The following is a 13,574-nucleotide window of genomic DNA, read 5'->3' as shown; positions in this document are numbered from 1 at the left end:
TGGATGATTGAATGATTGGAAGCAGCGCACTGGAGCTGGCGGAAGAGACTTGCAGCATACAAAAAGGATGTCTGGGAAAGCGAAAGAGGTAACTGAAATTATGATGGGAATTAAAGAGATCCAGGAGATCATCCCGCACCGTCATCCGTTTCTTTTGATCGACTGTATCGAGGAAGTGACACCGGGCGAGGGCGCGGTTGGATATAAAAATGTAACATACAACGAGCGTGGTTTGCAGGTCATTTTCCGCAGGAGCCGGTCATGCCGGGCGTCCTGATCGTGGAGGCGCTGGCGCAGGTCGGCGCGGTTGCGATTTTAAGTGAAGAAGGAAATAAGGGCAGGACGGCATATTTCGGGGCAATCAACAACGCAAAATTCAAGAAAAAGGTAGTTCCGGGCGACAAGTTAAAGCTGGAGTGCCATATCATCAAGAGAAAAGGACCGGTCGGCATCGGAAGTGCGACGGCAACCGTCGATGGCAAGCTGGCTGTTTCCGCAGAGCTGACGTTTATGATTGGCTAATAAGTGAGGTTGAATAAGAGATGTTTAAAAATCTGTTTAAGAAATCGTATACTTCGATCAATACAAACGACCACGGTTCTGCCGGCGTAAGCCGTGCGGAGAGTGCGAAAGCAGATAAAAGGGCGGCAGAGGCAGCACAGGAAAAACCGGAGAAGATTCCGAGCCGTCCGACGGCGATGACGCCGGAAAGTCTGCGTTCTTTATGGCGTAAGTGTAATAAATGTGAGAAACCGATTCTGGTGCAGGATGTCAAGGACAACCTGTATGTGTGCCCGCGCTGCGGCGGATATTTCCGGATGCATGCGTACCGCCGGATTGAGATGCTGATCGATGAAGGTACCTTTGAAGAGTGGGATAAGGAGATGTCTGTGGTCAATCCGCTTGCATTTCCGGGCTATGAGGCAAGGTTGAGGCAGCCAGAGAGAAAACTGAGTTAAATGAGGCGGTTGTCACTGGTAAGGGAAAGATTCACGGTTATGAGACTGTGATTGCGGTCTGCGACTCCCGTTTCCTGATGAGCAGCATGGGTCACAACATGGGAGAGAAGATTGCCCGTGCGGTAGAGCGTGCGACCGAGGAACGGCTTCCGGTTATCATCTACGCGGCTTCCGGCGGCGCGAGAATGCAGGAGGGCATGATCTCCCTGATGCAGATGGCGAAAACTTCCGCAGCCTTAAAACGTCATTCCGAGGCGGGAATTCTCTACATAAGCTTTATGACGGATCCGACCACCGGCGGCGTAACGGCAAGCTTTGCGTCCCTGGGCGATATCATCCTGGCAGAGCCGGGAGCGCTGATTGGATTTGCGGGTCCGCGTGTCATCGAGCAGACGATCGGCCAGAAGCTCCCGGAGGGCTTCCAGAGAGCCGAGTTCCAGCTGACACACGGTTTTGTGGATCAGATCGTGGAAAGAAAAGATCAGAAGCGTGTTCTGGGACAGATTTTGAAGCTTCACAGCCAGGAGCATGGCTGGGAGAAATGGAACGACGAGGCGGAGAACCACACAGAAGCGGCATCTGCATCCAAGGCAGAAAAAGCAGCTTCTGTGGAGGAAGGCAAGTTAAAGAGCCGGAAAGCACCGTTCTCCGGTATCATGCGCCAGAAGACCTTAAATAAGATCGCAGGCCGAGAGAGAGACGCCTGGGAGGCAGTACGCCAGTCCCGTAGCGCCGGACGTCTGAACGCCAGCGATTATATCCGGATCCTGTTTGACGATTTTACCGAGTTCCACGGCGACCGGTATTATGGCGATGATATGGCGGTCATCGGCGGTGTGGCATCCTTCTATGGAATGCCGGTCACAGTCATTGGACAGGAGAGAGGTAAATCCCCGAAAGACAGCATGAAGCACAACTTCGGCATGCCGTCTCCGGAAGGATACAGAAAGGCGCTCCGTCTGATGAAACAGGCGGCGAAATTTAACCGTCCGATCATCTGTTTTGTCGATACGCCAGGTGCATTCCCGGGTATGGAGGCAGAGGAGAGAGGCCAGGGCGAGGCGATTGCCCGCAACCTCTTTGAAATGTCGGATATGAAGGTGCCGATTCTGGCGATTATCACCGGTCAGGGCGGTAGCGGCGGCGCACTGGCGCTGGCGGTTTCCAACGAGGTATGGATGATGGAGAATGCGACCTACTCGATCCTTTCTCCGGAGGGCTTTGCTTCGATTCTGTGGAAAGATGCCAAGAGAGCCAGCGAGGCGGCGAAGGTCATGAAGATGACGGCAGAGGATCTGTATGAGCTTGGCATGATCGAGCGCATTATCTGCGAGGATGAGCCGGCAACCGATGACAACATCGAGGAGATCGGACGCATCATCGACCGCCATATGCGTGAGTTCTTCCAGTCCTGCGCGGAAAAGACACCGGATGAGATCGCGGAGCAGCGGTATGAACGTTTTAGAAAAATCTAAAAAATAGATATTGAAAGGGGGTTGCCGCGCGGCGGTCCCCTTTGTGAATATAGGAGATCGTATGAGTACAATTTTATCACAGTTAAAACCGCTGAAAATTGGTGATCTGACGGCGAAGCTTCCGATCATCCAGGGCGGTATGGGGGTTGGCATCAGCCTGTCCTCGCTGGCAGGAGCCGTGGCGGGGGCTGGCGGCATCGGCATTATTTCCACTGCCCAGATCGGTTTCCGGGAGCCGGATTTTGCCGAACATCCGCAGGAGGCAAACCTGCGCGCGATCGGTTCAGAGTTACAGAAGGCGCGCGCGATCGCGAAGGGCGGCATCGTGGGCTTTAATATCATGGTGGCAACGAAAAACTATGCGGAGTACGTTAAAACGGCGGTCAAGGCGGGCGCTGACCTGATCATATCGGGCGCAGGACTTCCTGTTTCCCTGCCGGAGTATGTGAAAGGGACGGCGACGAAGATTGCGCCGATCGTTTCCTCCGTTAAGGCGGCGACGGTCATCTGTCGGATGTGGGACCGCAAGTACCAGACCGCACCGGATCTGGTGGTCGTTGAGGGACCTCTGGCGGGCGGACATCTGGGATTTGACCGTGAGAAGCTGACCGAGCTGGAGGTAGACACGCCGCACGCAGCCGAGACATTCCATCAGGCGGAATATGACGAGGAAGTGCGGGGAATTATCGCGCTGGTTAAAAAATACGCGCAGAAATATGGAAAATCGATTCCGGTTGTGATGGCTGGCGGCATCTACGACCATGCGGATGTGATGCACCAGATGGAGCTTGGCGCGGACGGCGTGCAGGTGGCAACCCGTTTTGTGACAACCGAGGAATGCGATGCACCGATGGCATATAAGCAGGCATATCTGGATGCGAAGGAAGAGGACATCGTGATTGTCAAAAGTCCGGTCGGCATGCCGGGACGCGCGATCAAGAATGCGTTCTTAAAAGAACTGGAAAAAGGAAGACAGGCAGTGACACACTGTTACCAGTGTCTGGAACACTGTGATCCGGCGAAGATCCCATACTGCATCACGCAGGCACTCGTCAATGCCGCCCGCGGTGATGAAGATCATGCTCTGATTTTCTGCGGCGGAAACGCGTGGAGAGCAGAGAAGATAGAGACGGTTGAGGGCGTGATGCGGGCGCTGTGCGAAGGGTAGGATAGATTTTGGCACCATAGATTTTGGCAGAGTTCAGGGATAAGCCAAGATGAAACTTGCAAATAGTTTGATATAAAATGCAAAAATATAAAGAGAGGGCTTGCAAAATGCAGCCCTCTTTTGTGTATCCAATCATCCCCTAAAACGATTCAAACAAGCATAAATTTCCTGCACGCGCGGCATTGCCAGTCCCATGGCGGCATATGAAGCATCGCTGAACACAGAGAGCCCGTCTGCTTCATAGGCTTTTAAGAGTGTGGCAACCGTTTCCTGTACGGTGCAGCGCTCCAGAAGGCCTTTTTCCAGGCAGTAGCGCACCATCTGGGCGAGTGCGGCGGTCTGCTCGCTGTCGGCAAGCTGTTCGACGAAGCGCAGATCGACCGGCTCTTTGGCAACCTGGAAAGAGTGTTTGTCGTGGACACGGACTTTGATACGCGTGTTCCGGTCGGAATTTCGGTCAGCTTCGCGGCGTCCTCCGCGACCGCGTTCAAAGCGTCCTGCATCGGAGGCGCTGCCGCCGCGATTGCCAAACCGTCCGGAACGACCGCTGTTTTCGCCCTCTTCCTGAGATTCACCGCCTGCTTCTGCGCGGCTGTCGCCAAAATTCAGCGCCATCGCGCCCACAGCCCGTCCTGTTCCGTCAGCCGCCAGCTTCCGTCCAGCCGTCGGGAGCTTGAACCCAGGTGCCTGGATGGCGGGTTTGGAAGCCTCCTGTTCGCAGGCATTTTTTACCATCTCCGTGATATCAAACGGGCGGTATGCATCCATCTGGATAATAGTGTCTGCGATGAAGAAGTAGGCGCCGGAGCTTCCAGCTACGAGGACGGTGGAGATGCCTGCCTGCTTGTAGAGATCGCGGGCGCGTTCGATGAACGGGGTGATCGGCTCTTTATCGCGGCTGACGATGCGCTGCATCAGGTCGTCCCGCAGCATGAAGTTGGTAGCGGAGGTGTCCTCGTCGATCAGGAAAGCGCGGGTTCCTGCTTCAATGCTTTCGATCACGCTGCCGCCTGGGAGGTACTGCCGCTGGCATCGGCGGTGGAAAAGCAGGTGGTGTCTTTTTTGTTCGGCAGATCCCGGATAAAGAGGGAAATATCAACGTGGTTGATGCTGCGTCCATCCTCGGCGCGCAGCTTGACTGCGGTTTCATCGGTGATGACATATTCACGTCCATCCCCTGGAATATGGTTGTAGACGCCGGATTCCAGCGCTTTTAGCAGTGTGGATTTGCCGTGGTAGCCGCCGCCCACGATCAGGGTGATGCCGCGGTGGATTGCCATGCCGGAGATCGGACCGTGTCCCGGAAGATTCAGAGTGATTCTTAAAGAATCCGGGGAATGGAACGCCACACTGCCCTTCATCGGACGGTCGGAGACGCCGGTTTCACGCGGCAGGATTGAGCCGTCTGCGACGAAGGAGATGAGGTCTAAGCGTTTCAGCTCATTGCGGATAAAATGCTGATCGTCTGCCAGCGTAATGCGTTTTTTGATTTCAGCGGTGTTCTGGCGGCGGTAGAAAAAGACGTTTTCGACACAGCCTGGAAGAAAATCAAAGAAAATCCGGATCAGTTCACCGGAGTTGATGGTGCGCCCGAATGCCGGGAAACCAACCTCAAAACGGGCTGTAATCTCATTTCTCCCGATCTCGCAGGCGGTCCGGGAGAGGATCTCCTGACCGGGGCGGCTGGTGGCGATCAGACCACTTTTTCCAGAACCTTTTGCCTTGAAAGAAAGACGACCGATTTCACGGGAAAAACAGCGGAGCAGGTAATCTTCAAGCGCTGTTTTTTTCCACGGCGTATCAAAGAGCTCTGCCGGAAATCCGGCTTTCGCGTGGCGGACCTGGATACTGACCTTGGAAGGGGACGCAAACGGGTCACCCTGTACATGGTCGATGGATAAAATATACGTATTAAAATCATAAGCGCCGCGCACGTCCTTGTAAGCCGGATAGCTTTTGTGATCGATGGAGGTGAGGAGACGCTTTAAATCTGCGGATTGTTTCATTTTGAATACCTCGTTTTCATAATATTAAATCATATTTCAATGTCTTCACGGTTTTTGGCAGGAGAATCCATATAAAATGGCCTTTTTCAAAGAATGTCTGTCATGTGAAGGAGATGATAGTTCTTATTTTAAAGATCCAAATTCTGAAATGCAAGCGGAATGGACGAAAAGAAACGATATAATTGTATCTATTTATGATGGTGTATGTTTGGCGTCTTTTTATACTTGTCTGAGTATAAAATGTTCTGAGCGTACCATATGACAGCAGGGAGGTAGATGCATGTTAAATGCACTCTGGGCGTTTATGATGCTTACGGGGCTTGGCTGGGCGGCGGTGCATGGGACGCTGGGGGCGGTGACGGAGGGAATGCTTGCAGCGGCGGGGGATGCAGTCTCGCTGGGAATCACGATGCTGGGTGTGATGGCGTTCTGGACGGGAATTTTGGAGATCGGACGGCGGGCGGGGCTAATTGAGCAGTTGTCGGCGGGGATGCGGCCGGTGCTTCATTTCCTCTTTCCACGCATTCCGGCGGGGCATCCGGCGCTTTCTTCGATGGCCGCCAATATGATTGCCAATATGCTGGGGCTTGGCTGGGCGGCGACCCCGGCGGGGCTTACGGCGATGAAGGAGCTGGAAGAACTGGAGGAGGAACGGAGAGCGGCGGGGGATCCGGCGGCGGTCACACAGGGAACGGCGAGCGATGAAATGTGTACGTTTCTGGTCGTAAATATTTCATCGCTGCAGCTCATTCCTATCAATATGATTGCCTACCGGAGCCAGTACGGATCGGCGCACCCGCTGGCAGTGGCCGGTCCGGCGTTCCTGGCGACTTGTGTCAGCACTCTGGCAGGAGTGGCGGTGTGCCGCGTGATGTGCAGGAGAAAGCAATATAAATCAATAAAAAAGGATGGCTGGAAATAGAAAACGCAATTTGGCGTCATGTAGGGGAAAAATTTCACACAAAAAACAAATTTATCCCCTATAATGCCCTTGTTAAAATAAGGGGCTCTGGAAACAGATCCGTTATCATAGAACGCGGATTCAAACCATACATATAAAACAAGTATAGACACGGGAGCCGTCGAATGCGCTGCATCAATTACCTCTCTGAATACCTGGTTCCGGTTGTTTTGTTTTATATCGTTGGGTTTGCGGTGCTTCAGAAACGCCCGGTTTTTGATGATTTTATCGAAGGGGCGCTTGCGGGGCTTAGAACGGTGGCTGGAATCCTGCCGACGCTGGTGGGACTGATGGCGGCGGTCGGCGTGCTTCGGACCTCCGGTTTTCTCGATTTCCTCTCCGGGGTGCTGGCGGGACCGGCGGCATTTCTTCATATACCGGCACAGGTGGTTCCGCTGCTTCTGGTGCGCCTGGTGTCCAGTTCGGCGGCGACGGGGCTGCTCTTAGATATTTTTAAAACGTATGGACCGATTCGCGGCTCGGCATGATGGTGTCGGTTCTTGAGAGCTGCACGGAGACGGTTTTTTATACGATGAGTGTCTACTATCTGACCGTGCGGATCTCAAAGACGCGATGGACGCTTGCGGGGGCGCTGATTGCAACGTTCGCGGGGCTTGTGGCGAGTATCTTATGTAGTGCTATGGTAACTGTTCACGGGTAGGCACTTTTGGAACCGAAAGTGCCGTAAGAAAACGTGGTGGCAGCAGGAATTTGCCGTATTTAAATGCGAAGCCACGGCAAATTCCGTTACTGGGCACGTGTGCGTGAACAGTAACAAGTGCTATGGTATAAGAGAAGATGTAAGAAATTTGCTAGTTGTCTTGCCGCACAGAATATTGTATAATCGGTAGGGTAAATTGCCGTTTTGCGCGCTGAAACCAAGGATGAGAGGGAAAACTGTGGGAAATTATGAGACGCTGAATGAGCTTCTGGTGACGCTGTTCCGCGATGTGATGGACATAGAACAGAAGGTAATCATTACGCCGGAGTTTAAAGACATCACGAATAACGATATGCATGTGATCGAAGCGATCGGGATTGGTGAACCGAAAAATATGTCATCGATTGCCAGAGAACTGTCCGTTACGGTGGGAACGCTCACGATTGCCATGAACAGCCTGGTCAAAAAAGGCTATGTGGAACGAAGCCGGGGACTCGAGGATCGGCGGGTTGTATATATTTCTCTTTCAGAGCGGGGCAGAAAAGCGTATGGGCATCACGCCCGGTTCCACCGGGAGATGATCGAGAGCCTGACAAGCGATCTGTCGGAAGATGAGATGCAGACGTTGGTAAAGGCGCTGATGAAGCTGAATCAGTGGTTTAGGAGTAAGGATGGGCAGCGGTAAAAAGAATGGATGTAGTCTGCACTGGATGGAAACAGGTGTGAAAGACAAAAACGGTTGCGAAAACCGTGAAGCAACTGCTGCGAGGAGAATACAAGGAGGTACATTATGAAGAAATTTATGGTAATGGCAGCTGGTCTTATGATGGCAGCTGTTCTGGGCGCATGTGCGCCGACGGCAAGAAATACAGGAGAAACCAGCGAACATGGAACTGCCCCGGCAGGTGCGGCGCAGCAGGAGACTGTAGACGGCGTGGCTGAGAAAGAAAGCATGGTGGTAACGGATGCAGATCCGACGGTAACCGTTTGCGTATATTCTGTAAAATCTGATAAGAGCGGCTTAAAACAGAATATGGATGGCATTGACGGCGATGAGCTGGATGCACAGGAACTGCTTGATAAGATGGCAGAGGTGGGCGTCATTGAAGAGGGAATCACCGTGGATAAATTTGAGCAGAAGGACGGCGCCCTGACGCTGGATCTCTCCTCCTTAAAGGAGTCCTCTGACAAGCTGGTTGTCATGGCCATTGCCAATACATTTATCCAGAACTACGAGGCAAAGACGCTGGAGTTGAGCGTAGCAGGCGAGAAGATCGGCGACGGTCCGATGAGCTTTGAGAAGAATTACAAGAAAGTAAACTAAAGCATGAAAATGCGAAAAGAGCGGGATCCCTGAAGTCTGCGGATGCATACAGGGAGATACCGCTCTTTTTCTCTTATACGTGCAATTTCTCCGTCATCAGCCATGTTTGAAAATACGGTTTGATGACCCGGAAGGAAGCGCCGTCCATGTTCAGGATGAACTGGTGGAAGCTCTTGGCGTTGAATTTGTTTCCAAGTACCTCCTCGGCTTCCTGGCGCATGGTCAGGATTTCCAGATAGCCGGTATAGTATTTCAGGTAATTGCCCGGATTATCAATGATTGCCAGGTATATCTCGCGCGCGGATTCCGGATCCGTAAATCCGTAGGAATTTTCCAGATAACTGGTGGTTGTGGCGAGATCCCAGCCATCATAGTGGATGCAGATGTCGAGAAGCGCGTACAGCCCGTAGCTGCTGGCTTCGCTGCAGCGCATCAGCGGTTTGACCGCTTCCGGCAGTCCGTTGTCGAAGGAGTAGGCGTACAGTTCGCTGTAGAGTCCCCAGCCTTCGTTGTAGCCGCCGCAGGCAAGAAGCCGCCGTACCGGAACCGGCTCCCGGTCATTGAAATAAGCCGACTGGTAGAGATGCCCCGGATAGCCCTCGTGCGCCAGCATGGTGTAGAGGTTCTGCTCAGTGCTTGCTTTTTCGTTGATGTAAATGGTGTTGGAACCGTCGGAATCGATCGGCGGTACGAGGAAAAACGCCGGGGACAGGGAAGATTCCAGCGCTTCCGGGACGTATTTGATCGCGTAGGAGGTATCTGTAAGCGCCGGGAAATCATCCTGAATCTGCGTCTGTAAATTCTGAAGGATCTCATCCGGATCGGAGAGTGTGATGGCAGAGTCGGTCATCTGCCGGACGAGTTCCGGATGTTCCTTTAAGCGGACGCGGATTTCGGATAAATCTGCCTGCATCTGCTTCTCAATCCGCGTTTTGAGCGCATCGACCGAAGAATCTGTGCCGGTCAGCGCCGCCGCAAGATAGGCATAATACTCCCTGCCGTGTTCGTAGGTGCTAAGTCCTCCTGCCTCCGGATGGGAGCCCTTGAGCGATTCCAGTGCTTTAGAGAGGTTTGTATATGCCGGGATAAAGTGTTCCTTTAAAATGGTCAGATGTTTTGCTTTGTAGGACGCCTTTTCTGCATTGCTTAAGCCCTCAACCGCATTTAAGCGGGAGGCAAATGTTTCCGTCAGCAGGCTGTTTTCCGGGCGGATGAGGTAGCTTTTACAGGATTTTAAAATCCGGTCGATGGTGTCGTCGGACGGTGCGAGACCGGCGTCTGCCTGCGCCTGTTCATACGCTGCAAGCTGCTTGTAATATGTGTCGATCTGCGAAAGCAGTGCCAGGTAATGGTCGATGTCGGCACGGTTGTAAAATGTATATTCGGCTAATAAGGTCGGAAGTTCCGCCTGCGTGCCGATCAGGGCGCTTAACGGCTGATTGTAGAGTTCCAGTCCCTTCGAGCCGGCTTCCGTCTCCAGTGTGTCCTTCATCATCCGGTAGGTGAAGAGCTGGTCGGAGGTCAAGAGAGAGGTATCGAAGGAAGAAAGTTCCTCAAGAACGGCCGCGTTTTCCTCGGAATCTTTTTGAAGCTGTTCCAGGGAATATTCTGGAAATTTCATCTCCGGTTCGGTGATACCGTAATTTTCCGGATTCCGGACAAGAAAATGAAGGGAGAGCGGATCGTCCTGCACGCTTTCTTGAAACTGGTGTGCCAGAAACGCATCAAAACGCGCCTGTTCGCTGGCAGCATCGGACGATGCATTGGAAGGAGAACCAGTCTGCCCGGAAGCGGCGTAGGATTCGGCGGGGGTTCCTGAGCCGGAAGAACCAGCGCATCCGGAGAGCGCCAGGGCAGCAGCTGCAGCGATCGCGAGCGCTGTGCGCGGCAGGGGCGGGAAGGAAAAGCGTTTCTGCATAATATAATACCTCCAAAACAAATATATATGTCTGCAAGTATACCATACTTGACAAAGGGATGCAAAACAGATAGACTTAATCTATATATTTATATATGAAGAAAAGGCAGAGAAAAGAAGGTGGCTTGCCTTTAATCGCAGATGGAAAACCATGGGCGGTTAGAGGCTTTTTTTGTGAAGAACACAATTTAAAGCGCAATTTTAATAAGGAGGGCATGATAAATGTGTCAGAACTGTAAGAAACCTTACTATATAACAACTGCGATTGCCTATACATCGGGCAAACCGCATATCGGAAATACCTATGAGATCGTGCTGGCGGACAGCATTGCGCGCTACAAGAGAGCGCAGGGCTACGATGTGCGTTTCCAGACGGGCACCGATGAGCATGGTCAGAAGATCGAGTTAAAGGCAGCTGAGGCTGGCATCACGCCGAAGCAGTTTGTCGATAACGTGGCGGGTGAGATCAAGACGATCTGGGATCTGATGAATACATCCTACGACAAATTTATCCGCACCACCGACGAGGATCATGAAGCGCAGGTAAAGAAGATTTTCAAGAAGCTCTATGATCAGGGCGATATTTACAAGAGCTGCTACGAGGGACTTTATTGTACCCCGTGCGAGTCCTTCTGGACCCAGTCCCAGGTCGTAGACGGAAAATGCCCGGACTGCGGACGCCCGGTGCAGCCGGCGAAGGAAGAGGCGTATTTCTTCCGTATGAGCAAATATGCGCAGAGACTCATCGATTATATCAATGAGCACCCGGAGTTCATCCAGCCGGTTTCCCGTAAAAATGAGATGATGAACAACTTCCTGCTTCCGGGCCTGCAGGATCTGTGTGTTTCCCGTACTTCCTTTAAATGGGGGATTCCGGTTGATTTCGACCCGAAGCACGTTGTATATGTATGGCTGGATGCACTGACCAACTATATCACCGGTCTTGGATATGACTGCGACGGTGAGAGCGGCGAGCTGTTCAAGAAATACTGGCCGGCAGACCTGCATCTGATTGGTAAGGATATTATCCGTTTCCATACCATTTACTGGCCGATCTTTTTGATGGCACTCGACCTGCCGCTTCCAAAGCAGGTATTTGGTCATCCGTGGCTGTTACAGGGCGACGGCAAGATGAGTAAATCCAAGGGAAATGTGATTTACGCCGATACACTGGTTGATTTCTTTGGCGTGGATGCAGTCCGCTACTTCGTTCTGCATGAGATGCCGTTTGAGAACGACGGCGTTATTACCTGGGAGCTGATGGTAGAGAGACTGAACTCGGATCTGGCAAATATCCTCGGCAACCTCGTAAAGAGAACGGTATCGATGACGAACCAGTACTTTGGCGGCGTAGTAGCCGACAAGGGCGTGACGGAGCCGGTGGACGAGGATCTGAAGAAGGTAGTGCTGGAAGCAGTCCGCAAGGTCGATGAGAAGATGGATAAGCTGCGTGTTGCCGATGCGATCACCGAGATCTTCAATATTTTCCGCCGCAGCAACAAATACATTGACGAGACAACCCCGTGGATTCTGGCAAAGGAAGAGGACAAGCAGGATCGTCTTGCGACTGTTCTCTACAACCTGGTTGAGTCTATCACGATCGGTGCGTCCCTGCTTGAATCCTTCATGCCGGAGACCTCCGAGAAGATCTTAAAAGAATTAAATACCGTAAAACGTGAGCTGTCACAGATGGATGCATTTGGTCGTTATCCGTCCGGAAATAAGGTAACTGAGGAGCCGGAGGTTCTCTTTGCCCGCCTGAAACTCGACGATGTGATGAAGAAAGTCAAAGTTATCCAGGAAGAGCAGAAGAAGGTAGCTGCTGCAAAGGCAGAGCCGGAGAAGAAAGAGAACGAGAAAGCCGAGGGCATCGATATCGAGCCGAAGGCAGAAATTACCTACGATGATTTTGCAAAATTGCAGTTCCAGGTTGGCGTGATCCTCTCCTGCGAGGCGGTTCCGAAGTCCAAGAAGCTTCTCTGCTCCCAGGTTCAGGTCGGAAGCCAGGTACGTCAGATTGTCAGCGGAATCAAACATTCTTATTCTCCGGAGGAGATGGTAGGTAAGAGAGTTATGGTTGTGACAAATCTGAAACCGGCGAAGCTGGCAGGTATCCTGTCTGAGGGCATGATTCTCTGTGCGGAGGACGCTGAAGGCAAGCTGTCTCTGATGACCACCGAGAAGGATATGCCGGCGGGTGCAGAAATCTGCTAATATCAGATGTGAGATGACTCCCATCTTGCAGCAAGAATATTGAGACATTCTTGAATGGAAATGGAGAAATATAAGTTATATGATATTTGACACACACGCCCATTATGATGATGAGGCATTTGATGAGGACCGGGAGGCGCTGCTTTCCGGTCTGGCAGCAGGCGGGATCGGAACGGTTGTCAATGTGGGTGCCGATATGGAGAGCACAAAGACCACCATTGAACTGACGAAGAGATATCCCTTTATCTACGGCGCGGCCGGTGTTCATCCCAGCAGCACGGCGGAGCTTGACGAGGAAAAATTTGCCGAACTCCGTGTATTGGCACAGTCGGATAAGATTGTTGCAATCGGAGAGATTGGTCTGGATTATTACTGGGAAGAGCCGGATCATGGGACCCAGAAGAAATGGTTCCACCGCCAGTTAAATCTGGCGCGGGAATTAAAACTTCCAGTCATCATCCACAGCCGCGACGCGGCGAAGGATACGCTCGATATCATGAAGGAGGAGCACTCCGGGGAGATAGGCGGTGTGATTCATTGCTTCTCCTATGGAAAAGAGATGGCGGCAGAGTATTTAAAGATGGGCTTTTACTTAGGCATCGGCGGCGTACTGACCTTCAAGAACGCGAAAAAGCTTCTGGAAGTAGCCGAGATGGCGCCGCTCGACCGTCTGGTACTCGAAACCGACTGCCCCTACCTCGCTCCGGTTCCCAACCGCGGCAAACGCAACTCCTCACTGAACCTGCCATATGTGGCGGAAAAGCTGGCAGAAATCAAGAAATGTACACCGGAAGAGATCGTCCGTGCGACTGAAGAGAATGCGCGGAGGCTGTACCGGTTAATGTAAAGAAGAGAGGAGGAATCTGGCTGGGTGGTGTCTCGGTCAGG

9 protein-coding genes and 3 pseudogenes are annotated in these 13,574 nt (G+C 52.4%); 10 read left to right on the top strand and 2 right to left on the bottom strand.

Going from position 1 to position 13,574, the window contains the following annotated elements:
- Window positions 1-97: 97 nt before the first annotated feature.
- The 3 genes and pseudogenes from fabZ to DWX91_RS11745 all read left to right on the top strand — a co-directional run bounded on the left by fabZ (window position 98) and on the right by DWX91_RS11745 (window position 3,602).
- Window positions 98-522 (top strand): annotated as a pseudogene (gene fabZ / locus DWX91_RS11755) (3-hydroxyacyl-ACP dehydratase FabZ).
- A 20-nt stretch (window positions 523-542) separates the two neighbouring features.
- Window positions 543-2,434 (top strand): annotated as a pseudogene (accD, locus tag DWX91_RS11750) (acetyl-CoA carboxylase, carboxyltransferase subunit beta).
- Between the two features lie 61 nt (window positions 2,435-2,495).
- The gene (locus DWX91_RS11745; protein ID WP_118538957.1) at window positions 2,496-3,602 is read left to right on the top strand and encodes an NAD(P)H-dependent flavin oxidoreductase; all 1,107 of its coding nucleotides are present in this window, start codon (window positions 2,496-2,498) and stop codon (window positions 3,600-3,602) included.
- 132 nt (window positions 3,603-3,734) lie between these two features.
- Here DWX91_RS11745 and DWX91_RS11740 read toward each other — a convergent pair.
- A pseudogene (locus DWX91_RS11740) lies at window positions 3,735-5,608 on the bottom strand (ABC-ATPase domain-containing protein).
- A 280-nt stretch (window positions 5,609-5,888) separates the two neighbouring features.
- Between DWX91_RS11740 and DWX91_RS11735 the strand changes: the two are divergent.
- From DWX91_RS11735 to DWX91_RS11720, 5 genes are all read left to right on the top strand, one after another.
- Window positions 5,889-6,530: a nucleoside recognition domain-containing protein gene (locus tag DWX91_RS11735; RefSeq protein ID WP_117796537.1), complete on the top strand. Its 642-nt coding sequence runs from the start codon at window positions 5,889-5,891 to the stop codon at window positions 6,528-6,530.
- Between the two features lie 164 nt (window positions 6,531-6,694).
- The gene (locus tag DWX91_RS11730; RefSeq protein ID WP_412693901.1) at window positions 6,695-7,057 is read left to right on the top strand and encodes a hypothetical protein; all 363 of its coding nucleotides are present in this window, start codon (window positions 6,695-6,697) and stop codon (window positions 7,055-7,057) included.
- Complete coding sequence (locus DWX91_RS18195) at window positions 7,054-7,230, top strand: hypothetical protein (RefSeq protein ID WP_412693900.1); 177 nt, start codon at window positions 7,054-7,056, stop codon at window positions 7,228-7,230. The genes DWX91_RS11730 and DWX91_RS18195 overlap by 4 nt, the downstream gene beginning before the upstream one ends.
- 238 nt (window positions 7,231-7,468) lie before the next feature.
- Window positions 7,469-7,915, top strand: a complete 447-nt coding sequence (locus tag DWX91_RS11725; RefSeq protein WP_022358468.1) for a MarR family winged helix-turn-helix transcriptional regulator — start codon at window positions 7,469-7,471, stop codon at window positions 7,913-7,915.
- Between the two features lie 105 nt (window positions 7,916-8,020).
- Window positions 8,021-8,554 carry a GerMN domain-containing protein gene (locus DWX91_RS11720; RefSeq protein ID WP_022358467.1) on the top strand — a complete coding sequence of 178 codons (534 nt, stop codon included), beginning with the start codon at window positions 8,021-8,023 and terminating at the stop codon, window positions 8,552-8,554.
- 73 nt (window positions 8,555-8,627) lie between these two features.
- Here DWX91_RS11720 and DWX91_RS11715 read toward each other — a convergent pair whose 3' ends face one another.
- Window positions 8,628-10,472 carry a DUF885 domain-containing protein gene (locus tag DWX91_RS11715; RefSeq protein ID WP_118524374.1) on the bottom strand — a complete coding sequence of 615 codons (1,845 nt, stop codon included), beginning with the start codon at window positions 10,470-10,472 and terminating at the stop codon, window positions 8,628-8,630.
- 222 nt (window positions 10,473-10,694) lie between these two features.
- On the opposite strand from DWX91_RS11715, the gene metG reads away from it, so the two are divergent.
- Window positions 10,695-12,686, top strand: a complete 1,992-nt coding sequence (metG, locus tag DWX91_RS11710; protein WP_118538955.1) for a methionine--tRNA ligase — start codon at window positions 10,695-10,697, stop codon at window positions 12,684-12,686.
- Between the two features lie 79 nt (window positions 12,687-12,765).
- Window positions 12,766-13,533, top strand: coding sequence for a TatD family hydrolase (locus DWX91_RS11705; protein WP_118538953.1), 768 nt, complete (start codon window positions 12,766-12,768; stop codon window positions 13,531-13,533).
- Window positions 13,534-13,574: the final 41 nt, after the last annotated feature.

This window comes from Clostridium sp. AF22-10 (assembly GCF_003478725.1).
Taxonomy (GTDB): Bacteria; Bacillota; Clostridia; order Lachnospirales; family Lachnospiraceae; genus Otoolea; species Otoolea fessa.
The sequence above is the reverse complement of the archived record's forward strand: the minus strand, read 5'-3'. Positions and strand labels throughout refer to the sequence as shown.

What these genes read in the sequence shown, in the direction of transcription:
- DWX91_RS11730 (WP_412693901.1), top strand. Translation starts at nt 6,695, where the DNA reads ATGCGCTGCATCAATTACCTCTCTGAATACCTGGTTCCGGTTGTTTTG.
- DWX91_RS11745 (WP_118538957.1), top strand. Translation starts at nt 2,496, where the DNA reads ATGAGTACAATTTTATCACAGTTAAAACCGCTGAAAATTGGTGATCTG.
- DWX91_RS11705 (WP_118538953.1), top strand. Translation starts at nt 12,766, where the DNA reads ATGATATTTGACACACACGCCCATTATGATGATGAGGCATTTGATGAG.
- DWX91_RS11720 (WP_022358467.1), top strand. Translation starts at nt 8,021, where the DNA reads ATGAAGAAATTTATGGTAATGGCAGCTGGTCTTATGATGGCAGCTGTT.
- DWX91_RS11735 (WP_117796537.1), top strand. Translation starts at nt 5,889, where the DNA reads ATGTTAAATGCACTCTGGGCGTTTATGATGCTTACGGGGCTTGGCTGG.
- DWX91_RS11715 (WP_118524374.1), bottom strand. Translation starts at nt 10,472, where the DNA reads ATGCAGAAACGCTTTTCCTTCCCGCCCCTGCCGCGCACAGCGCTCGCG.
- DWX91_RS18195 (WP_412693900.1), top strand. Translation starts at nt 7,054, where the DNA reads ATGATGGTGTCGGTTCTTGAGAGCTGCACGGAGACGGTTTTTTATACG.
- metG (WP_118538955.1), top strand. Translation starts at nt 10,695, where the DNA reads ATGTGTCAGAACTGTAAGAAACCTTACTATATAACAACTGCGATTGCC.